Annotated in this window: 19 protein-coding genes and 1 other RNA gene; 7 read left to right on the top strand and 13 right to left on the bottom strand. The window is 53.9% G+C overall.

Annotated features, from left to right (window positions below):
• Positions 1 to 42: 42 nt before the first annotated feature.
• The 4 genes from J1778_RS24465 to J1778_RS24450 are packed head-to-tail and all read right to left on the bottom strand — an operon-like array spanning position 43 to position 3,177.
• On the bottom strand, positions 43 to 735 hold the full coding sequence (locus tag J1778_RS24465; protein ID WP_217175341.1) for an amino acid ABC transporter permease: 693 nt from the start codon (positions 733 to 735) through the stop codon (positions 43 to 45).
• A complete protein-coding gene (locus J1778_RS24460) occupies positions 725 to 1,498 on the bottom strand; it encodes an amino acid ABC transporter permease (protein ID WP_217175340.1) in 774 nt (257 codons plus the stop codon). Before J1778_RS24460 ends, J1778_RS24465 begins: the two co-directional genes overlap by 11 nt.
• A complete protein-coding gene (locus J1778_RS24455; RefSeq protein ID WP_238484867.1) occupies positions 1,495 to 2,325 on the bottom strand; it encodes an amino acid ABC transporter ATP-binding protein in 831 nt (276 codons plus the stop codon). Before J1778_RS24455 ends, J1778_RS24460 begins: the two co-directional genes overlap by 4 nt.
• Positions 2,326 to 2,349: 24 nt before the next feature.
• The gene (locus J1778_RS24450; protein ID WP_217175339.1) at positions 2,350 to 3,177 is read right to left on the bottom strand and encodes an ABC transporter substrate-binding protein; all 828 of its coding nucleotides are present in this window, start codon (positions 3,175 to 3,177) and stop codon (positions 2,350 to 2,352) included.
• A gap of 511 nt (positions 3,178 to 3,688) precedes the next feature.
• Between J1778_RS24450 and J1778_RS24445 the strand changes: the two genes are divergently transcribed.
• The 4 genes from J1778_RS24445 to J1778_RS24435 all read left to right on the top strand — a co-directional run bounded on the left by J1778_RS24445 (position 3,689) and on the right by J1778_RS24435 (position 5,782).
• Positions 3,689 to 3,770: non-coding RNA, RtT sRNA (locus tag J1778_RS24445), on the top strand.
• Between the two features lie 378 nt (positions 3,771 to 4,148).
• Positions 4,149 to 4,562 carry an acid resistance repetitive basic protein Asr gene (gene asr / locus J1778_RS24440; RefSeq protein ID WP_159281118.1) on the top strand — a complete coding sequence of 138 codons (414 nt, stop codon included), beginning with the start codon at positions 4,149 to 4,151 and terminating at the stop codon, positions 4,560 to 4,562.
• 119 nt (positions 4,563 to 4,681) lie between these two features.
• Entirely contained in the window at positions 4,682 to 4,762 is an 81-nt protein-coding gene (gene ydgU / locus J1778_RS24950; RefSeq protein WP_455567028.1) for a small membrane protein YdgU, read from the top strand.
• 138 nt (positions 4,763 to 4,900) lie between these two features.
• Positions 4,901 to 5,782, top strand: coding sequence for a trypsin-like serine peptidase (locus J1778_RS24435; protein ID WP_217175338.1), 882 nt, complete (start codon positions 4,901 to 4,903; stop codon positions 5,780 to 5,782).
• Between the two features lie 76 nt (positions 5,783 to 5,858).
• On the opposite strand, the gene hrpA is transcribed toward J1778_RS24435, so the two are convergent.
• A complete protein-coding gene (gene hrpA, locus J1778_RS24430; protein WP_217175337.1) occupies positions 5,859 to 9,734 on the bottom strand; it encodes an ATP-dependent RNA helicase HrpA in 3,876 nt (1,291 codons plus the stop codon).
• Positions 9,735 to 10,036: 302 nt separating this feature from the next.
• On the opposite strand from hrpA, the gene J1778_RS24425 reads away from it, so the two are divergent.
• Complete coding sequence (locus J1778_RS24425; RefSeq protein ID WP_217175336.1) at positions 10,037 to 10,654, top strand: FMN-dependent NADH-azoreductase; 618 nt, start codon at positions 10,037 to 10,039, stop codon at positions 10,652 to 10,654.
• 146 nt (positions 10,655 to 10,800) lie between these two features.
• Here the strand turns inward: J1778_RS24425 and J1778_RS24420 are convergent, their stop codons facing one another.
• The 3 genes from J1778_RS24420 to J1778_RS24410 form a co-directional block, all read right to left on the bottom strand.
• Positions 10,801 to 11,106 carry a YdbL family probable chaperone protein gene (locus J1778_RS24420; RefSeq protein ID WP_217175335.1) on the bottom strand — a complete coding sequence of 102 codons (306 nt, stop codon included), beginning with the start codon at positions 11,104 to 11,106 and terminating at the stop codon, positions 10,801 to 10,803.
• An 86-nt stretch (positions 11,107 to 11,192) separates the two neighbouring features.
• Entirely contained in the window at positions 11,193 to 11,387 is a 195-nt protein-coding gene (locus J1778_RS24415; protein ID WP_217175334.1) for a YnbE family lipoprotein, read from the bottom strand.
• A complete protein-coding gene (locus J1778_RS24410) occupies positions 11,384 to 14,098 on the bottom strand; it encodes a YdbH family protein (RefSeq protein ID WP_420804103.1) in 2,715 nt (904 codons plus the stop codon). The genes J1778_RS24415 and J1778_RS24410 overlap by 4 nt, the downstream gene beginning before the upstream one ends.
• A gap of 254 nt (positions 14,099 to 14,352) precedes the next feature.
• Here J1778_RS24410 and J1778_RS24405 point away from each other — a divergent pair, with 254 nt between their 5' ends.
• Positions 14,353 to 15,345 (top strand): 2-hydroxyacid dehydrogenase, encoded by a 993-nt coding sequence (locus J1778_RS24405; protein WP_217175332.1) that lies wholly within the window; start codon positions 14,353 to 14,355, stop codon positions 15,343 to 15,345.
• Between the two features lie 58 nt (positions 15,346 to 15,403).
• Here J1778_RS24405 and J1778_RS24400 read toward each other — a convergent pair whose 3' ends face one another.
• From J1778_RS24400 to J1778_RS24380, 5 genes are read right to left on the bottom strand one after another with little or no spacing between them, the layout of a single operon-like run.
• A complete protein-coding gene (locus tag J1778_RS24400; protein WP_217175331.1) occupies positions 15,404 to 16,333 on the bottom strand; it encodes a metallophosphoesterase in 930 nt (309 codons plus the stop codon).
• 20 nt (positions 16,334 to 16,353) lie between these two features.
• Positions 16,354 to 17,169: a carbohydrate ABC transporter permease gene (locus tag J1778_RS24395; RefSeq protein WP_217175330.1), complete on the bottom strand. Its 816-nt coding sequence runs from the start codon at positions 17,167 to 17,169 to the stop codon at positions 16,354 to 16,356.
• The gene (locus J1778_RS24390; RefSeq protein WP_217175329.1) at positions 17,166 to 18,077 is read right to left on the bottom strand and encodes a carbohydrate ABC transporter permease; all 912 of its coding nucleotides are present in this window, start codon (positions 18,075 to 18,077) and stop codon (positions 17,166 to 17,168) included. Before J1778_RS24390 ends, J1778_RS24395 begins: the two co-directional genes overlap by 4 nt.
• 8 nt (positions 18,078 to 18,085) lie before the next feature.
• Positions 18,086 to 19,366, bottom strand: coding sequence for an ABC transporter substrate-binding protein (locus J1778_RS24385; RefSeq protein WP_217175328.1), 1,281 nt, complete (start codon positions 19,364 to 19,366; stop codon positions 18,086 to 18,088).
• A 55-nt stretch (positions 19,367 to 19,421) separates the two neighbouring features.
• The gene (locus tag J1778_RS24380; RefSeq protein ID WP_217175327.1) at positions 19,422 to 20,525 is read right to left on the bottom strand and encodes an ABC transporter ATP-binding protein; all 1,104 of its coding nucleotides are present in this window, start codon (positions 20,523 to 20,525) and stop codon (positions 19,422 to 19,424) included.
• Positions 20,526 to 20,761: 236 nt separating this feature from the next.
• On the opposite strand from J1778_RS24380, the gene hslJ reads away from it, so the two are divergent.
• Positions 20,762 to 21,184 carry a heat shock protein HslJ gene (gene hslJ / locus J1778_RS24375; RefSeq protein WP_120163981.1) on the top strand — a complete coding sequence of 141 codons (423 nt, stop codon included), beginning with the start codon at positions 20,762 to 20,764 and terminating at the stop codon, positions 21,182 to 21,184.
• The last annotated feature ends 32 nt before the right edge of the window (positions 21,185 to 21,216 follow it).

The following is a 21,216-nucleotide window of genomic DNA, read 5'->3' as shown; positions in this document are numbered from 1 at the left end:
CTTCAGTTCAGATACCCCGCCGGAAACAGGCGGGGTTTTGGTTTACGTCCGCAAACCCTGACGACGTTTTATCGATTTACCCGCCAGATACGCCAGCGACGCGCATAACAGGTAATACATCAGCCCGACCAGCATGAAGATTTCCGCCGGGTATATTTGTACCCGGTTATTAACTTGCCCGGCCACCGTGGTCAGTTCCGGCACATTAACGATAAACGCCAGTGACGTGTCTTTCACCAGAGAGATCAGCAGCCCGAGATACGACGGCAGCAGATTCGGCCACGCCTGCGGTAACAGCACAAACAACAGCACTTTGCCGTAACTCATGCCGGACGCCATTCCCGCTTCAGTTTGCCCGCGCGGTAAGGCCTCCAGCCCTGCCAGCGTCGAATGCATCACCGCCGCCGAGGTAAACCAGGCCAGCGCCAGAATCACCGTCAGCGGGCCGGGAATGGATCCGCCAAACACGACCGGCAGCAGGAAATACAGCCAGAAAATCACGAAAATCAGCGGAATGCCGCGGATAAACGATGCCCAGATAAACAGGATTTTCCGCGTCCAGCCGCCGAAACGCCACGCCAGCGCCGCCATCAGAACACCGAACACTAACGCCAGAACGCCCGCCGATGCCGCCATGATAAGAGTCAGCAACACCCCGCCCGGCTCGCCGTCAGCCAGCCTTCCCCATAGAAGATAAGTGAAATTATCCTTTAAAACAGACCAGTCAAATTCCATCGCGGGTTTCCTCCTTTGATACCACCTGCGGCCTGTGCTGAGGTCGTTTCGGGCCAAATGCCGTCATCAGCCCGCCAAGGAACAGTCCGAGCGCCAGATACAACAGCGTCCCGACTGCGAAACCCTCAAACGCGTGGGCGTTGTAGCTTTCAATCTGGCTGACCTGATACGTCAGTTCCGAAAAACCAATGCCGGTGGCCAGCGAGGAAAGTTTCATCAGGTTGAGATACTGGCCGGTGATCGGTTGCCACGCGTTGATCAGCGCCTGCGGCAGGAGAATTGAAAGCAGCAACGTTTTACGGCTGAAACCCTGAGAGATCGCCGCTTCGATCTGGCCTTTGGGCACAGAATTCAGCCCGGCCTGCACTTCTTCTACCAGAAAAGCCGCCGTGAACAGCGCCAGCCCCCACGCCGCACACAAAAATTCCGGCGTCAGCCACGCAATATTGCCCGGAAATGTCGCCCACGGATGGTTGTCACCGATGTAAAAACGCCAGCTTTGAGGCAATGCGCCGTACGCGGCGAAATACCAGAACAGCAGTTGTACCAGCAGCGGCGTGTTGCGAAAAACAGAAACAAACGCCGCCACGACACCGCGTGCAAGACGTGACGTGCTCAGTCGCAGCGCAATCAGCAATATCACCAGTAACGTGGCGAGCAGACTGCCAATAAAGCTGACATACAGCGTGGTGAGGAAGCCGGAGATAATCCATTGCAGAGGCTGGCCGGTCAGCACACCCGCCCAGTCGGGATGCCAGTTCATAACCCTGCTCCTGCCTGCGGATGCAGCGGGAACAGGACTTTCTGCAGGAACCGCTGCGCACGCGGATGCTGAGGACGCAGAAAGAAATCTTCCGGCTGCGCCTGTTCGAGAATTTCGCCGCCGTCCATGAAAATCACCCGGTCGGCGATTTCACGGGCAAAACTCATTTCATGCGTCACGACAATCATGGTGATGCCGCTTTTTGCGAGTTCCTGCATCACCAGCAACACCTCGCCAATCATTTCCGGATCCAGCGCCGACGTCGGTTCATCAAATAAAATGATGCCCGGATCGGTGACTAACGCTCTGGCAATCGCCACCCGCTGTTGCTGCCCGCCGGAAAGCTGCTCAGGATAATGCTGCGCTTTATCGCCCAGACCGACGCGCGTCAGCAAGGCCCTTGCCTTTGCGCGCGCCTCAGTTTTCTTCCAGCCATGTACTTTAATCAGCGCCAGACTGACGTTGTCTTCGGCGGTGAGATGGGCATAAAGGTTGAACTGCTGGAACACAAAGCCGATGTGGGTACGCAACTGGCGTAATGCGGCACCTTTGAGATTGCGCGTCGGCTGGTTATCGATAAAAATTTCACCGCTGCTGACAGATTCCAGCTGATTAATGAGCCGGATAAGCGTGGATTTGCCCGAACCTGATGGCCCGCAAACCGCCACCACTTCGCCGCTGTCCACACGCAAATCGACCTTGCGGATCACCTCATGCGAACCAAAAGATTTACTGACCTGACGAAATTCGACGGCTGCCGTTTTTCCGGCAGATGAATGTGAAAAAACCGCAGACGTCGCTGCGGTTGAGAGAGTGTCTTGCTGCATGTGTCTTACCTTGCATAAAACAGATTATTTGGCTTCGATTTTGAACAGACGCGGCTGAGGCGATTTAGTCTGCGGACCGAACCAGACGTTATAAATGCTGACCGCCTGACCGTTTTTCTCCAGATTCAGCAGCTCGTCATTAACCACTTTCAGCAGGCTGGTTTCGCCTTTTTTCACGCCTACGCCAATTTCTTCTTTGCTCAGCAATTCAGGCAGCACTTTGTATTTGGCCTTATCCGGCGCACCATCCAGCAAACCGGCCAGAATGGTGCTGTCCTGGGTAATCGCCTGTACATTGCCATTGCGCAGCGCAGAAAGCGCCAGCGGAATATCGTCATAAGACAACACACGCGATTGCGGGAAGCGGTTATGCAATTCCTGTTCGCCGGTGGTGCCTTTCACCGCGCCAATACGCGCCGTGGCGTAAGCATCCAGTTTATCCGGCGAATTTGCAGGCACCAGGAACTGCTGGCCGGTGACGAAATACGGCACGGAGAAGTCGATCACTTTCGCGCGTTCCGGCGTGATGGTGATATCGGCAACTATCAGATCCGCTTTACCGGACTGTAACAACGGAATACGGTTCGCCGGATTGGTCGGCACCAGTTGCAGTTTCACGCCCAGCGTTTTTGCCAGTGCTTTCGCGAAATCCACGTCATACCCGACGATGTCATGCGTTTTGGCATCCACAGACCCAAACGGCGGATTGGAATCGAAGGTCGCGACCTTCACCACACCGGCTTTTTTAATGTCCGCCAGCTGATCAGCATGAGCGGCAAAAGTAGAAACCGTGCTGAGCGCCAGAAACAGTCCTGCAGCAATCTTGTTTTTATTTACGTTAATGACAGCCATCGTTTTTCCTTATGAATAGTCTTCAGAGGGCTCCCGCCCGAATTTTTCAAAATGGAGTATTCGAACAAACACAGACCTGTTTTTCTTTTATGAGTCAGAGAATTACATAAGGGATGAAGGCGGTGCCACTAACAAAAAAGGATATAGATGGGTGATTTAGGCATAAGCAGGAGAGATGGGGTTTGAGTTGGGCACCCATGAGCCTTAAGGTCAACACCGTGGGTTGCCACCCAAACTGGCCCTAAGAGGCGCCTATCGCCGCGCCTCTTAGGAATCTCCGGCTCTTTCACTGCGCGCTCCGCTCGCTGGCTATGTTTCAGGTATCGCAGCGACAGGCTGGAAATCTTGCCGCTGCGCGGTGCCTTCATTTCGGGATTGCAGCCTTTGGTCTGCAACCTCTCATTCAGCAAGTTTTCTGAAACGCCCGCACGATCTTAAATTCAACGGCAGACTGTTTTTCATCTTTTAAAAAGGTTGAATGGCGTGCTCAAAAATGGCACCGAATGAATGGTTCGAGACCTATGGCTCGAGCCGAGCGAAGCGAGACAACGTCACGAAGTGACGGCCCGAAGGGCGAGGCCGTAGGCCGAGTAAACCTGAAATTCGGGAATCGCGTAGCGATGACATTTTGCGCCACCCACCAATGCACCAGAACATGTCCGTCATACCCGCGACAGCGCGCAGTGAAAAAAGCGCGGAGTCCAGAGGCCCGCGCGTTACCGGGTCTCTGGTCGGTGTGGGCCGACGCCCACGGTTTTGAACTTGAAGTTGAAGTTGAATTTGAAGTCAAAGGCCGATCACACGCGGCCCCAGCCGGTAATCCCCTGATTTTCCTAAAATCCCCTTCTTTGTACATTCCGTTACACGCCGATACCAATCACTCACGGACAGCAGCGATCCGCACGCCTATTATCCTTTCACCGGCCCCGCAGTGGGGTGGACACTTAAACTAAGATTCTGAGGAATTACACATGAAAAAAGTATTAGCTCTGGTTGTTGCCGCTGCAATGGGCCTGTCTTCAGTGGCTTTCGCTGCTGAAACCACTGCAACTCCGGCACCGGCTGCAACAGCAACTACCGCTGCTCCGGCTCATGCAACTAAGCATAAAGCACATAAAAAACCTGTGCAGAAAGCTCAGGCTGCCAAGAAACACAAAAAAGCAGCTAAAAAAGCACCAGTAGCTCAGAAAGCTCAGGCTGCTAAAAAACACGTGAAACATGCCAAGAAAGCTGCTCCGGTAGCTCAGAAAGCCCAGGCTGCTAAAAAACACGTGAAACACGCTAAGAAAGCTGCACCAGTAGCTCAGAAAGCGCAGGCTGCTAAAAAACACGTAAAACACGCTAAAAAAGCTGCACCAGCTGCAAAAGCAACGCCAGCAGCATAAGTAGTCAGTAAGAAGTCCTTGTGAGCGTATCTACTCACCATTATCAAGACTGATGATTTAACACCCGGTTCGCCGGGTGTTTTTTTCTCCGGTTCTTTATCTTGAGGTACTGATGGAAGATGCTGCGCCGCTACCTGTTCGAAATCACCCTGTGCTCTCTGATCCTCTGCGGTCTGATCACCCTGTTCTTCTACTTCTGAAGTATCCCGGATGACGTCCGTCATCTTCTCAAAAGATTGAGTTATCAGACAAATCTATCCATCACGAAAGATAACCGTCTATAATCGTTCCATAATAACTGGTTATCGGGTTCTCCCTGTTTTCAAGGTCAGAATGTTATGCGCATCGCGTTACCGCTTTTTTTGTGCTTTTTCTGTTTTACCGCCAGTCCTCTTGTTCATGCAGATTCCCCGGATGATGCAGACAGCGACGCACCTTCAATCAGCTTAAAAGAAAAAACTGCCCTGTTCTTCGGTCACGATCAGCGAACTCAGGTTTCTGCGGCAGCGCACTGGCCGTGGCAGGCCATCGGACAGATTGAAACCGAAAGCGGTAATTTATGTACCGCCACCCTGATTTCCAAACATCTGGTTCTCACCGCCGGTCACTGTGTCCTCGCGCCTCCTGGCAAGATCGACAAAGTGATTGCACTGCGTTTTATTTCTCACAATCAGAAATGGCGTTATCAGATAACGGCGTTGCAAACCCTGGTGGATCCTAAGCTCGGTAAGAAACTTAAAGCCGATGGCGATGGCTGGATTGTCCCTCCGAAAGCCGCGCCCTTTGATTTCGCGCTGGTCCGCCTGACGGATGAAAAACTGGCGTTGCCGATCAAACCCCTGCCGTTATGGGAAGGCTCACGCGATGATCTGACTGCCGTGCTCAAGCAGGAAGGCCGAAAAGTGACACAGGCAGGCTATCCGGAAGATCATCTGGATGAGTTGTACGTGCATCAGGATTGTCTGGTGACAGGCTGGGCGCAACCGGGCGTGTTATCGCATCGTTGCGACACGCTGCCGGGCGACAGCGGTTCACCGTTGTTACTGAAGAATGCTGACGGCTGGTCTTTGGTGGCGATTCAAAGTTCCGCGCCTGCGGCGCAGGACCGCTATCTGGCAGATAACCGCGCGCTGGCCGTTCCGGCCATTCGTGACGCACTGAACACGCTGTCTTCCGGCGTTATCAGCGCCAGCACACCGGTGACTGCGCCCGTTCAGTAACTCACAGAATCACCGTTACAGAGCATAAAAAAAACCGCCTGAGTCTGTAAGGCGGTTTTTTAGTTTAGAGAACCGGTTAAACCAGCTGTTCCATGGTCTGCAGGATACGTTTATCCGAAATCGGATACGGCGTGCCCAGTTGCTGAGCGAAGTAGCTGACGCGCAGCTCTTCAATCATCCAGCGCACTTCTTTCACATCTTCACTTTGCTGGCGCACCGGCGGCAATTTGTTTAACCACTGCTGCCATTGCTGCTGGATGTTTTCCACTTTCAGCATCTGCGCGCGGTCGCGGTGCGGATCCATCGCCAGCTTGTCCATCCGGCGTTCAATCGCCTGCAAATAACGCAGCGTATCCGGCAGACGCTTCCAGCCGTTTTGCGTCACGAATCCGCGATAAATCAGCCCGGACATCTGCGCTTTAATATCCGAAAGCGCCAGCGCCATAGTGATATCAATCCGCCCTTTCAGCCGCTTATTAATGCTGAAAACAGTGGTCAGAATTTGCTCTACCTGAATCGCAATCTGCACCACCGTATCATTCAGGTTGGCGCGTACATGCTCATGCAGTTTGGCAAAATCCTCCTCGCGCCACACCAGCCCGCCCGATTCGGCAATCAGTTTGTCGATACCACAGGAAATGCAGTCGTCGATCAGGTCCAGCACTTTACCGTACGGGTTAAAGTACAGCCCCAGTTTGGCTTTGTTCGGCAACTTCTCGTGCAGGTATTTGACCGGAGACGGAATATTCAGCAACAGCAAACGCCGCATACCGCTGAGCATCGCCTGTTGCTGTTCCAGCTCGCTGTCGAACAAACGTATAGCCACGCTGTCTTTTTCATCGACAATCGCCGGATAGGCTTTCACTTCATAGCCACCGCGCTTTTGCTCGTAGCGTTCCGGCAACGTACCGAAACTCCAGACATGCAGATCGCGCTGCTCAATGCCGTCATCTGCCACCGCAGACAGCGTTTGCTGAACCTGCTCTTTCAGGCCGGATTTGAGCGCCAGCAGGTCTTTGCCTTCACGCAGCGTCTTGTTTTTGTCATCAACAATGCGGAACGTCATTTTAAGATGATCGGGCACCTGATCCAGCTGCCAGTCTTCACGTGACACCGTCACGCCGCTCATCTTACGCAACTCTTTTTCCATCGCATCGAGTAATGGCATTTCGAACGGTTTGATGCGTCCGAGCAAAGCGTCGGCGTAATTGGGCGCAGGGACAAAATTGCGGCGAACCGGTTTTGGCAGCGATTTAATCAGCGCCATAATCAGGTCGCGGCGAATGCCCGGTATCTGCCAGTCGAAACCTTCTTCAGTCACCTGATTGAGCAGCGGTAACGGGATATGCACCGTCACGCCGTCAGCATCGGTACCCGGTTCAAACTGATAAGTCACGCGCAGTTTGAGATTGCCCTGATGCCAGAAATTCGGGTAATCGTGGGCGCTGATGTTGCCCGCGCCCTCTTTAATCAGCATGCTTTTTTCAAAGTTCAGGCTGTCTTGCGGCTGTTTTTTCCACCAGGTATCAAAGTGGCGCGCAGACACAACTTCCTGCCCGATGCGTTGCTCGTAGAACAGGAAAAGCGTTTCATCATCGACCAGAATATCGCGGCGACGGGATTTGTGTTCCAGCTCTTCCACTTCTGTACGCAAACGCAGGTTAGCGCGGAAGAACGCGTGACGCGTCTGCCAGTCGCCTTCGACCAGTGCGTGACGGATAAACAGTTCGCGCGACACCACCGGATCAATCGTGCTGTAGTTCACACGACGCGCCGCCACAATCGGCAGGCCGTATAGCGTAACTTTTTCCGTTGCCATCACCGCGCCCTGCGCTTTTTCCCAGTGCGGTTCGCTGTAACTGCTTTTCGCCAGATGCTGTGCCAGCGGCTCGATCCATTCCGGTTCGATACGCGCGGCAATGCGCCCCCACAGGCGGCTGGTTTCCACCAGTTCAGCAACCATCACCCATTTCGGCGGCTTTTTAAATAATCCGGAGCCAGGGAATACGGCAAAGCGCGCATTACGTGCGCCGGTGTATTCCTGTTTGTCCGCATCTTTCTGACCGATATGCGACAGCAAGCCGGTCAGCAGCGAGCAGTGAACTTCGCGATATTCAGCCGGTTCACTGTTCACCGGCAGGCCGAGTTCTTTCACCACCTGACGCAGCTGGGTATAAATGTCCTGCCACTCACGCACACGCAGATAGTTGAGGTAATCACTGCGGCATAATTTGCGGAACTGCGCCGAAGACAGCTCTTTCTGCTGAACTTTCAGATAATCCCACAGGTTCACGAACGCCAGAAAATCCGAATCTTTGTCAGCAAAGCGACGATGTTTTTCATCGGACGCCTGCTGTTTGTCCATAGGACGTTCACGCGGATCCTGAATCGACAGCGCGGAAGTGATGATCATCACCTCCCGCATACAGCCATTTTTCTGCGCTTCCAGCACCATACGCGCCAGACGCGGATCTACCGGCAACTGCGCCAGCTGGCGGCCCAGCGGCGTCAGTGTATAACGCCCGTCAACGGCGTTATTGATGGCATTCAGCTCTTCGAGCAGACGCACACCATCCTGAATGTTGCGTTTATCCGGCGCTTCAACGAACGGGAATGCGCCAATATCACCCAGCCCCAGCGACGTCATTTGCAAAATAACGGAAGCCAGATTGGTACGCAGAATTTCAGGGTCGGTAAATTCCGGGCGCGACAGGAAATCCTGCTCCGAATAAAGACGGATACAGATACCTTCTGAGACACGTCCGCAACGCCCTTTACGCTGGTTGGCCGACGCCTGTGACACCGGCTCAATCGGCAGGCGCTGCACTTTGGTGCGGAAACTGTAACGGCTGATGCGCGCGGTGCCGGGGTCAATCACATATTTAATGCCCGGCACGGTCAGCGAGGTTTCGGCGACGTTGGTAGCCAGCACGATACGGCGACCTGAATGCGACTGGAACACACGGTTCTGCTCGCTGTTCGACAGTCGCGCATACAGCGGCAAAATCTCGGTGTGCGGCAGTTCCAGACGGTTCAGAGCATCCGCGGTATCACGGATTTCACGCTCACCGCTCATGAAAATCAGGATGTCACCCATGCTTTCGCGGCCGAGTTCATCAACCGCATCGAAAATCGCCTGTAACTGGTCACGATCCACATCCTCGGCGTCATCGACAATCGGGCGATAGCGCACGTCGACCGGATATGTCCGGCCAGACACTTCAATGATCGGTGCATTATTGAAATGGCGCGAGAAACGCTGCGGGTCAATCGTCGCGGAGGTGATAATGACTTTCAGATCCGGGCGCTTTGGCAGCAACTGGCGCAGGTAACCGAGGATAAAGTCGATGTTCAGGCTGCGTTCATGCGCTTCATCGATAATCAGCGTGTCGTACTGCATCAGCATGCGATCCTGCTGGATCTCTGCCAGCAGAATACCGTCGGTCATCAGCTTAACGAGGGTGTTTTCACTGACCTGATCGTTAAAACGGACTTTATAGCCGACCGTGTTACCCAGCGTGGTATCCAGCTCATCAGCAATACGGTTCGCCACGGTACGCGCCGCCAGACGACGCGGCTGAGTATGACCAATCACGCCTTTGATTCCGCGACCGAGTTCCATACAGATTTTCGGGATCTGCGTGGTTTTACCGGAGCCGGTTTCGCCCGCGACAATCACCACCTGGTGGTCGCGGATAGCGTTATAAATGTCGTCTTTCTTCTGGCTGACCGGCAGGTTTTCCGGATAGCTGATTTTTGGCCGTGACGCTTCACGGGCGCTGACTTTTTTCAGGCTCTCGTTTATAGCGGTCTGGATTTCAGCACTTAACGCGTCGAGTGCTTCGGGTTTATCAATCTTTCTGGCACCCTGCAAACGACGTTGCAGGCGTTGCCGGTCACGTAGCATCAGCCCGTCTAACTGCGCTGATAATGCCGCGAGCGGTGATTTCACGTTCGGAATTCCTTGTTGCATGTCAGCCGGGGGGCAAACCTTCTGCGCCAGCTGAATCTGAATGGGTGATGAGGAAGGTTCACGCCTTGCCTGCTTGTGTCTATGTTAACACAAGGTGTTGAAGATGCTGAAAACGGGTGGTTTAACGACCGGATTTCAAGTTGTTCAAAAAAATCGATGATAGGTCTCTAAATATTGCGCTATCACTGAATAAACTTTAACAATAAAGTAAGTTCCATTCCGGGGATACTCTGGTTATAAAACCCGAAACCCTATGTACCACACAGTTAAGGAACTCACTCATGAGCAAAGTCCTCGTTCTCAAATCAAGCATTCTTGCTAACTTCTCTCAGTCAAACCAACTGGCCGATTACCTGGTGGCACAGTATCAGTCTGCAAACAGCGGTTCTACCGTAACAGTTCGTGATCTGGCAGCTAACCCAATCCCTGTATTAGATGGTGAACTGGTTGGCGCACTGCGTCCTTCCGATGCTCCGCTGACTCCACGTCAGGAAGAAGCACTGGCGCTGTCCAACACCCTGATTGAAGAACTGCAGGCGCACGACGTGATCGTCATCGCTGCACCAATGTACAACTTCAACATCCCGACACAGCTGAAGACTTATTTTGACCTGGTTGCCCGTGCTGGCGTGACGTTCAAATACACCGAGAAAGGCCCTGAAGGTCTGGTGAAAGGCAAACGCGTTATCGTTCTGACCAGCCGTGGTGGTATCCATAAAGACACCCCAAGCGATCTGGTTGCCCCTTACCTGTCCCTGTTCCTGGGCTTCCTGGGCATGAGCGACGTAGAATTCGTTTACGCTGAAGGCATCGCATACGGTCCTGAAGTGGCGACTAAAGCACAGAATGATGCGAAAGCTGCCATCGACGCCGCGATCAAAGAGCTGGCTGCCGCATAATTGCAGTGATCACAATCTGAGCATCCATTCACTTAAGAATCTGTCCGTTCCGCTCAGATGAAGTTGTGATAAAACTATTGCGCGCCGAGAGGCGCGCTTTTTTTTGCCCCGTTTATCCCTAAATAATCCGCTCTCTTCGGTAAACCTTACTTCTGTAACCACTGTCCGTTAATGCCCCGCACGTATTCACCCTTTCCGGCTCTGGCGACCAGTTTCTGCCCTGCCAGTTTTGCGACGTCGTCCGTGCTGACATTATTTTCCTGTGCCACCTGCTGATATTGCTGCTTTCTCGCCTCGTTGATACGGTTCGCCAGCGCGATGCTTTCGGCATCCTGTTTTAGCGGTGCCAGATAACCGGACAGCATTTCGCCTACGCGCCCCTGCTGTTTGGCTTCATTGAGCGTTAACGCAAACGCCTGACTGCACAACAGCAAACCACCGGCCAGCAACATCAGGCTGCTTCTTTTTATACTGCTTCGTTTGAAGCTGCTCGTTATGACGCTGATAGTTCTAAAAAACATCCCGGACATACGCGCTCCTAGAACAAATCGCTCTGATTTTTCAGCAGATCTTCGACGTCTTTATCCACTTTTATGTGAATTTCGTGTTCAATTTTCACGTTCATATTGATAGTGATCGGCTCTTTAGGCGCAGCCAGTTCGATGCGCGGTACACATCCACTGAGCATCACTACGCAAAACGCCAAGCACGGTCCTGCAAATTGCAGTTTCATTGTTCCTTCCTCACTGTTGGATCCTTTTTCTGCCCGGCCGCAGCGGAGCCTTTTGACAGCGAATTCGCAGGCAAAGACATCTGCTGTTGCAGCCATTCCTGAAGATTGTCGCCAAAGCGCAAGCTGCGCCAAAGCTGGTAGATGTTTTCCTCGTGGGAATAATTGAGGACGATTTCACGTTTTTCTTTGTCACCGCCGTGCGTCGTGTCGGTGTAGTTCACCCCGTCCACTTTAGCTTTCATGGACAACACACCAAGATTATCCAGGCTGACCAGCGCATCAGAACGGCTGATTTCCAGGTAGCGCAGCAGGCCAATCACCATATTATTGGCAAAATTACCGCTGGCCATCGCGTCCGCGAATTGCGGGTCGAGACGCAACGTCAGGCCGCCGTCGTTTCTGATCCAGCCGTTATGGATGATCCACTGCGGATTTTCCACGTACAGCGGCAGCTCGCCATAAATCACGCCCGACATCGCCAGTTGTTTCGGTTTGAGCGCGGTGAATAATTCACTGAGATTGATTTTTTCCAGCTTCAGCACCGCGGCATCATGCTGTGGCATGCGCAGTGCAGAGAGGCTCAGGTGCCCGCGCAACATATCGACGCCCAGATTGCTCAGGGTCAGCGGCGTCGCTTCACTCCACGGATAATGGCCTTGTAAATCAGCGGTGACATTCTGCATTTTGACCAGATTATTGACTTCACCAATGCGCAGCGTCACTGGTTTTTTCACGCCGAGCTGCCAGACCTGATCCTTCAGGCGATAAGGCAGACTGAAATCCAGCCCGCTCAGGTCGCCGTCTTTCATCCAGAAGCCGCCATTTTTCACGACCCAGTGGCCGCCCGCGACAAATCCCTGCCCGCGCGCCGCCGAGAATGCAGACTGCGCGTAGAACGAGCCTGCACGTAATTTAATGTTCAGATCCGGCGTCAGCAGTGTCTGGAACGCGGTGAGTTGTTGTTTAGGCCACCAGCCTTCGCCGCGCAGACGTTCGCCGTCCCAGCGCCCGTTAAGCCGGATCGGCCCAATCGGTTTGGCATCAAGCATTCCGCGCATCGTGAAACTGTCGGGGCTGTCGCCGCTGAGCTGTAACGCCAGCGTTGCCGGAGGCAAATATCCGCCGTTCTCCAGCGCAATTTTTTTCGCCACCAGTTTGATATCACCTTTAAATTCTGTCGGTAAATCAGGGTACTGCGGTTTAAAACGGGAAGAAGGCGGACGTTTCCATTGCAGAGGATGTTCCAGCGTCAGACGCGGCGCATCGACATCAACGAGGCCGTAATGCAGCCGGTCAAAACCGGTTGAAAGCGAATTAATACTGATGAGATTGTCATGCCACTGACCTTTGCCGGACATATCCCAGCGACCGTTAAGCGGCGGCAAATGACCGTTGCCCCAGTAGTTGAAATTCCACTGTCCGATATCCGGCCAGAACGCCAGCGCTTTGCCGCTGAGGTGTAAATCAAACGCGCCCCAGAAGCTGTGGCGTGCTTTAAGAATGGCCTGAAGGGGTCCGCTGACGCCCTCAGCCGACACTTTGACGCCCGCCAGCGGCCAGCGTGCATCACTGATCGTCAGCTCCGGCGTCGGTTTCCCCCACGCACGCAACAGTGAACCGCTGCGCAGTGACAGTGTCGGATTGAGAACCGAGCCGCTGAGCTGGCCGGGAAGCGAAGCACTGAGCGACGTCGCCTGTAAATTGGCCTGGCCGGTGATGCGGAAACCGAGATTACTGTCGAGCAGCCCGACGCGACCCGGCCCCATCGTCAGCACCACATTCGCCTTACCATTGTGGCCCTGCGTCAGCACGTTCAGACGTGCCGTGATATTGGTTTGATCGAACGTCGGCGTCCAGTCACTCAACGTCAGATTTACGCCACCGGCCAGTGGTTGCGACCCATACGGCCAGCGCCACTGCCCTTGCGTAATGTCTAAAACGTTATTGCTCAGTTTCCACGGCAGCATCAGTAACGGCTGCTGGCTGTCTTTTTCTGTCAATGTCAGCACGCCTTCAGTCGCCTGCCAGCTGAGCTGAATATCCAGCGGACCGGGCACCTGCGCGGTTTGCATTTCGGCATGCAGTTCGCCGGATTCCGGCAGAGTGTCTAACGTCGCGGGCAGCAGCAGTTTGCCGCTAAGCGTGAGCGGCTGGTCGCTGCCCGGAGGCGTCAGGCTGAAAGAGTGGATAGCCAGCTGGCGGTTGCCGTCAAGCACCGCGTCGAGTTTCAGCGATTCGCCATTAAAGGAAAGATGCTGCGTGCCGTCAGCATTACTGATCTGCAATTGACCGGCATAGCGCTGCCAGGGCGTGACGGAAAGATGAACGATGCTGATATCGCCGGGCGGCAACATCTGCTGAATATCGGCCAGCGAAAACGTCTGCTGACTGTCACTTTTGGGCAGTTTAGCCAGACAGGCGGTGTCGACGCTCAGGGCCTCCAGTTTCAGCGCCCAGCGCGCGTCATTACGGCTGAGACGGGCATTGCGCGCCATCGCAAGCTGGCAGTCACCCGCGGCATAACCGACGCCCGGCAACTGAAGGACGCCGCCAGCCCAGCGCGGCGCGCCTTTGAGCGTCAGTTGTGTGCCTGCGGGGAGCCAGTGACCGGCCACAACGGGCAACCAGCGCGGCACGGTTTTCCATAACACCCACATCAGTAATGCGACAATCACCACTATACTCAGGAGTATCTGCGCGCTTCTCTTCAGTCCGTTCCTCATGACTTGCCTTGTCTTATGCTTCACTAAATGACCTAACCGCCCGCAAGATATCATAATTAGCGTAACAACTGATGGCCGGATTGCCAGAACACCTGAGCCAAATAGCACGGGATAAATTGTCTGCGCCCCTGCGCTCTGCTAGTTTGGTAGCATATTGCGAATTGTTTCTGAAACTGTTTATTCCTTATAAAACAGTCGGAAACCGTTTCGCCAGAGATTCAAACTCACTGCGGAGAAACACCATGAAAGTGGCTGTCTACAGTACTAAAAATTACGACCGGAAATATCTGGAACTGGTCAATCAACATTATGGCTATGAGCTGGAATTTTTCGATTTTCTGCTGACCCCGCAAACGGCGAAAACAGCGATAGGTTCTGATGCGGTCTGTATTTTCGTTAACGACGATGGTTGCCGCGAAGTGTTACAGGAGCTGGCGTCCCTCGGCATTAAAACTCTCGCCCTGCGTTGTGCTGGTTTCAACAATGTCGATTTAGACGCAGCAAAAGAGCTGGGAATTTCAGTGGTACGCGTACCGGCCTATTCGCCTGAAGCGGTGGCGGAACATGCCGTGGGTATGATGATGTGTCTGAACCGTCACATTCATCGCGCATATCAGCGCACCCGTGAAGCTAACTTTTCTCTCGAAGGTCTGATCGGCTTTAATATGTATCAGCGTACTGCCGGGATTATCGGCACCGGTAAAATCGGTGTGGCCGCCATGCGTATTCTGAAAGGTTTCGGCATGCGTATTCTGGCTTACGATCCGTACCCAAGCCCGCTGGCACTCGAACTCGGCGCGGAATATGTCGATCTGGATACGCTGTATGCTGAATCCGATGTGATTTCGCTGCACTGCCCGCTGACACCAGAAAACCACCACATGCTAAATGCCGGTGCGTTTGCCAAAATGAAAGACGGCGTGATGATCGTGAATACCAGCCGTGGCGCACTGCTTGATGCCACCGCCGCGATTGATGCGCTGAAAAAGCAAAAGATCGGCGCGCTGGGTATGGACGTTTACGAAAATGAACGCGATCTGTTCTTCGAAGATAACTCCAACGAAGTGATCCTCGATGACGTGTTCCGCCGCCTGTCATCGTGCCACAACGTGCTGTTCACCGGCCATCAGGCGTTTCTGACCAGCGATGCGCTGACCAGCATTTCTGAAACCACGCTGATGAATATTGATCAGCTGTCGAAAGGCGTTCACTGCCCGAATCTACTCACCGCATAAAACACCTATGAATGATAAGGCTCACTTCGGTGAGCCTTTTTTATGGTATGCGGTGTTGTCAGCGGCTCAGCACCCGGCTGATTTCCGTGCCATAGCCGGTGATGGTCAGGACGTTGTCGGCCAGCGTCACCGAGGAAAATGGCAGGCTGCTTTCGCCATCCACCATGCCTTTAAGCGTAATAAAATCGGTGTTTTCGACACGTTCGTAGCCGCCGCGATGGTCATGGCCGGCAAAATAGGCACGCACCTCATAGCGGCAAAACAGTTCGACCAGCGTCTCGCAGTTCCACAGGTTATGGCTGTTCACCGGCGTCAGCGGGTAATGTCCGAAAACCAGCACCCCTTCACGCCGTTCGCGGGCTTCGCGCAAATTCTGTTCAATCCATTCCAGCTGTTTGCGCCCGACTGCACCGTTCCACGGCTGCGCCTGCGACTGCTGGCATTCAGTCAGTTCTTCCAGCATATATTCAGCCAGCTGATGATCGTCACCGTTGGCATGATTGCAGTACAAACTGACGTCGTTGCCGTCAATGACCAGAAAACGATAGCCCGGCAAACTGAACGAATAATAACTTTTCGGCAGGCCAATCGCCGGTTTCTGCGCGCCGAGATGTTCAGAAATCACCTGCGCATCATGGTTGCCAATCAGAACCGCATGCGGATGTCTCAGCGCGTCATAGCGGTCAAGAACCGCCTGAAAACTTGTCCAGTCGCGGTCCACCAGATCACCCAATGTGACGACAAAATCGAGTTTCTGCTCATTCAGTTCATTGATGGCAGTAGCCAGTTTATTCAGGCTGTTGCGGTAATAACGAATGTTATGCGGATCGGCATCCGCATATTGTGGATCCGCAATCAGCCCGAACCGCAGCCGCGCGCCGTTCACCAGCGCATCGTGCACCTCCGGCGGCGCGTACAGTGAACTGACATTGCCCAGCGCCAGTGCCTGCCGCTCAGATAACAAAGGGGATGAGGTCGTGACGGTCATAATATTCTCCTGTCAGGGTCTTATCGGATCCCTGCCCGCATAAACGATTGGACAAACTGGCGCTGAAAGATAAGAAACAGCACCAGTAATGGCAGTACGGTCGTCAGTGTCGCGGCGCTGATCAGCGCCCATTGCACGCCCTGTTCCGGCGCAGAAAACAGCTGAAGCCCGACGGTAACCGGCCTTACTTTCACCGAATCGGTGATGACCAGCGGCCAGAGAAAATCGTTCCAGTGGAAGCTGATGGAAACCAGCGCAAAGGCGACGTAAATCGGTTTCGCCAGCGGGATGTAGATTTTGCGCAGGATATAAAACCGGCTGGCGCCTTCCACGATGGCGGCTTCTTCCAGCACCAGCGGGATGCTTTTAAACGTCTGGCGCAGCAGGAAGATGGCAAACGCTGAGGCAAAATACGGCAGCGCGATACCGGCCAGCGTGTCACGCAGCCCCAGCGCACCAATGGTTTTGTAATTATTCAGGATCAGCACGTCGGGACTGATCATCAGCTGCAGCAAGATCAGCGCGAAGATAAAGCCGCCTGCTTTCAGTTTAAATCTGACCAGCGCATACGCCGCCAGCGTCGCCAGAATCAGCTGGCAGACCACAATCATCAGCACCAGCAAGGTGGTGTTGAGAAAATAACGGGCAAAAGGTGCCGCGTTCCAGGCATTGATAAAATTCTGCAGGGTCAGCGGTGCAAACAGCGAAAAACTGCCCTGCGCCGAAGCGGGATGAAGCGCCACCCAGACCGACACCAGCACTGGCAAAAACCACAGCAAAGCGGCCAGCCAGATGGCAAGGTTCAGGGAAAAACGGCTGAGAGAAAAACGATTCACTGATAGTGCGCCCTTTTATCCAGCAGATTAAATTTGATCAGCGCAATGGCGGCGAGGATCACCAGCAGGACGACCGTCATGGCTGACGCGGCCGGCAAATCCCAGTAACTGAACGCGGTACGGTAGATGTAAAACAGCAACAAACTGGTGCTGTTGTTCGGCCCGCCGCTGGTCATGGCAATCACCTGATCGACAATCCTGAAAGCATTCATCGAGGCATTAATCAGGATAAACAGCGTGGTCGGCATCAGTAACGGCCACTGCACACGAAAGAAGAAATAGCGTTTTGACGCCCCTTCTGTTTGTGCCGCCTCTGCCAGACGCGGATCGATTTGCTGCAACGCCGCCAGATAAAAAATCATAAAGAATCCGGCTTCGCGCCAGACGGAAACCGCCATCAGGCTGTAAAGCGCCGTGCCCGGTTCGCCGAGCCAGTTGACCGCAGGCAGCGAAAACAGCGCCAGCACTTTGTTGAGCAAGCCGAGTTGCGGCGTATAGAAAAACAGCCACAGGTTGGCAATCGCCACCATTGGCAACAGCGAAGGAATGAAAAACGCCGCACGGGTCATGGCATTACCGCGCAGCCGACGGTTCACCGCCAGTGCCATCATCAGCGCCAGCACCACCGACAGCGGAATGGTGATCACGGCATAAAGCAGGTTATTGCGCAGCGACAGCATGAAGATGTCGTCATCAAGCAGTGCGCGGTAATTATCCAGACCCACAAACTGCGGCGCATGTCCGCTGCGCGCGGCGCTGAACAGGCTTTCCCACACCGTCGCCAGCGCCGGATAATGGGTAAACAGCAGCAGAAAACAGAGAGCGGGCAACAGCAGCAGATAACCATAAAGCTGTAAAGACAGCCCGCGTGTGCGGGCGGCCGGTGCAACAGTGTGCAAGATACTCATGCCGTTCCTTACTGATAAGGTTTCAGCAGGCGGTCGGCCTGTTTCTGCGCAGAACTCAGCGCCTCTGCCGGCGTTTTGGCCTGCGTTACAGCGGCTTCGATAGCGTGGTTTAACAATTCCTGAATCTGCACGCTGTTATACGTCGACAGCTCCGGCTGTGAATATCTAAGCTGCTCGCGCGCCACCAGTGCCTGCGGCACCTGTTTCACGTAATCCTGCATGACCGGTGTTTCCCACGCGGCGGGTGATGTGGCGACATAGCCCGTCGCGATACTCCAGCGGGCGGCCTGCTCAGGCGCAGAAACCCAGCGGATAAACGCCATGGCGGCTTTCTGTTGTTCCGGCGTGGTGTTTTTGAAAACGTACAGGTTGCCGCCGCCGGTCGGGCTGCCGCGCCGGGTTTTCTCTGGCAACATCGCCACTCCGAACGGGAATCTGGCGTTTTCACGCACGGTAGTCAGGTTGCCGGTGGTGGTCACCATCATCGCCGTTTTGCCGTCGATAAAGTCCTGCGGCGTGGTGCCCCAGGCAATAGTACCTTTTGGCGATACGCCGTCTTTTTGCGACAAATCAGTCAGCCACTGCAGCGTTTCAACGTTGGCTGGCGTATCAAACGTGACCGCCGTGCCTTTACCGTTATCCAGATGGCTGCCGTTAGTGGCTGCAATCCCCTGAAAGTTCCAGTAACCGTTTGGCGTGGAAGGAATTTCGATACCCCATTGCTTCACTTCGTTACCGTCACGTACCACCAGTTTCTTGCCGAAATCCACCACCTGCTGCCAGTTCGCTGGCGGCGTATCGCCATTCAGCCCAGCTTTCTCAAATGCCTGTTTGTTCCAGTACATCACCACGGTTGACCGCTGGAACGGGATCCCCCACACCTTGTCCTGAATGTGGCGGATAAAGGCCGGATAAAAACCGTCGATCCATTTTTTGCCGTCTGCGTCATTTGCCAGATCACTGACCGGCAAAATCGCGCCCGCGTCGATCAGCGAATAGGCTTCAATGTCGCCAATGACTGCAATCTGCGGCGCATTACCGCCACGAAACGCGGTCAGCGCTTTGGTGACGGTGGTGGCGTAATCCCCGGTATAGACCGGCTGAATGCTGATATCCGGATGTGTTTTCTGGAAGTCTTCCACCAGCGTATCCACCGTATGGCTGATTTTTCCGCCCACGGCGATCGGGTAATACATTTGTAATTTCAACGGATCCGCTGCAAAAGCGGACGTTCCGGTGATTAAAAGCATCGCTGCGGTCAGACGTGTGTAACGGTGCGCAATAGCCATGATGTTCCCTTCGGTAATAGTCGTTTTAAGAATAAAAGTGACTCAAAAATAAGTGCTAAACAGCGACGCGGGTATCTGAAGGCAGGCAGGCTTGTTCCGCCTGATAGCAGCGCTTTCCGTCCGCGGTGAAGAAGAAATATTGTGCGCCCGTCGCCCACTGCAACCCGACGTACTGACCTTCGGCGTAGCGTTTCATCCCGGCGACTTTAACGGTCAGCGGTTGCTTATATCCGGCTAAGGCACAGGCTATCAGCGTATCTGCGCCCATGTATTCGTGGCTTATCACCTGCGCGGTCAGACTGGCATTTTCGGCGGCGATCAGCTGAATATCTTCTGCACGCAACCCCAGACTGAGGGCGTCCGGGTGGAAATTTTCCACCACCGGCAAGGACATGGTGGCCAGATAATGATCATGACCGCGGCGCTCTAACGGCAAAATGTTCATCGGCGGCACCCCGATAAATTGCGCGGTAAAAATGCTGGTCGGGTTGTTATAGAGATTGTCCGGCGTGTCGTGTTGTTCGATACAGCCGTCGTTGAGCAGAATGATTTTGTCGGCCATGCTCATCGCTTCGGTCTGATCGTGGGTGACGTACACCATCGTCAGGCCGAGTTTTTTCTGAATCGCACGGATCTCACGACGCATACTCTGGCGCAGTTTGGCGTCCAGATTAGAAAGCGGTTCATCCATCAGACACAGCTTGTTATTGGCGATCACCGCCCGGCCCAGCGCCACGCGCTGCTGCTGTCCGCCGGAAAGCTGCGCCGGAAGACGGTCGAGCAAGGCTTCCAGCTCCATCAGTTTGCTGACGTCCTGCAACCGCGAAGCGAAATGACGCTTATCCTCGCCGCGCGCCCGCAGTCCAAATAACAGGTTTTCGCGAACGTTCATGTGCGGAAACAGCGCGTAGGACTGGAACACCATAGAAAGCTTGCGCTGTGACGGTGTGAGCGCTGAAACGTCTGACTGCTGGAAATAAATCGCCCCGCTGTCGGCGGACTCCAGTCCGGCAATCGTGCGCAGCATGGTGGATTTCCCGCAACCGGAAGGCCCCAGCAACGCAATGAAATCACCCTCTTCCACATCAAAGCTGATGTCGTTGAGTGCCACTTTATTGCCCCAGGATTTTCGGATGTGATGAAGTGATAAATAGCTCATGCCGCCGGTGTCTCTCTGACTCGTGATGGGCATAACCTATCGGGCTGAAATGACGCTTTTATGATGGGGAGATGACGGGATAAAGACAGACAAGGTTTTAAGCTACATCGCAGGAGAGGGAGTTAAGGGCTTAAAATCACAATTCATTCACGCTATAATACTCCAACAAATATTGCATAAGTCAGTTCAATGTATCGACTTGACGAGTGCTTAAGGAATATTTCTCAGGAGAGAAGATGAAGAAGTCACTGTTTATTCTGGCCGCCGCGATGACTCTGGGTGCCTGCAGCATGAATCAAGACACTACTGTGAAACAAAACGACCTGCAGCATCATCGCTTTGAGCTGCTGAGTGTCGATGGTCAGACGGTTCCTGCGGCGCAGGGGCGTATTCCGGAAATCGAATTCGGCTCAAACATGCATGTTTCCGGCAAAATGTGTAACAACTTCATGGGTCAGGGCAAGCTGCAAAACAACGTGCTGACCGTGAAAGGTCTGGCGTCCACCATGATGCTGTGCCCGGATGAAAATCTGAATAAATGGGATCACGTGATCAGCGACGTTCTGAATAACGGCGCGGCAGTCACCTTGCAGGATCACAAACTGACCCTGACGCAGGGCAAACACCAGCTGGTATATCGTCTGAAAGACCGTATGTAACAGCAGGTATGTCGTAGCACGAATGCAAAAAC

This window comes from Rahnella bonaserana (assembly GCF_019049675.1).
GTDB classification, from domain to species: Bacteria; Pseudomonadota; Gammaproteobacteria; order Enterobacterales; family Enterobacteriaceae; genus Rahnella; species Rahnella bonaserana.
Note: the sequence above shows the minus strand (reverse complement) of the source record. Positions and strands in the feature narration are given on the sequence as shown.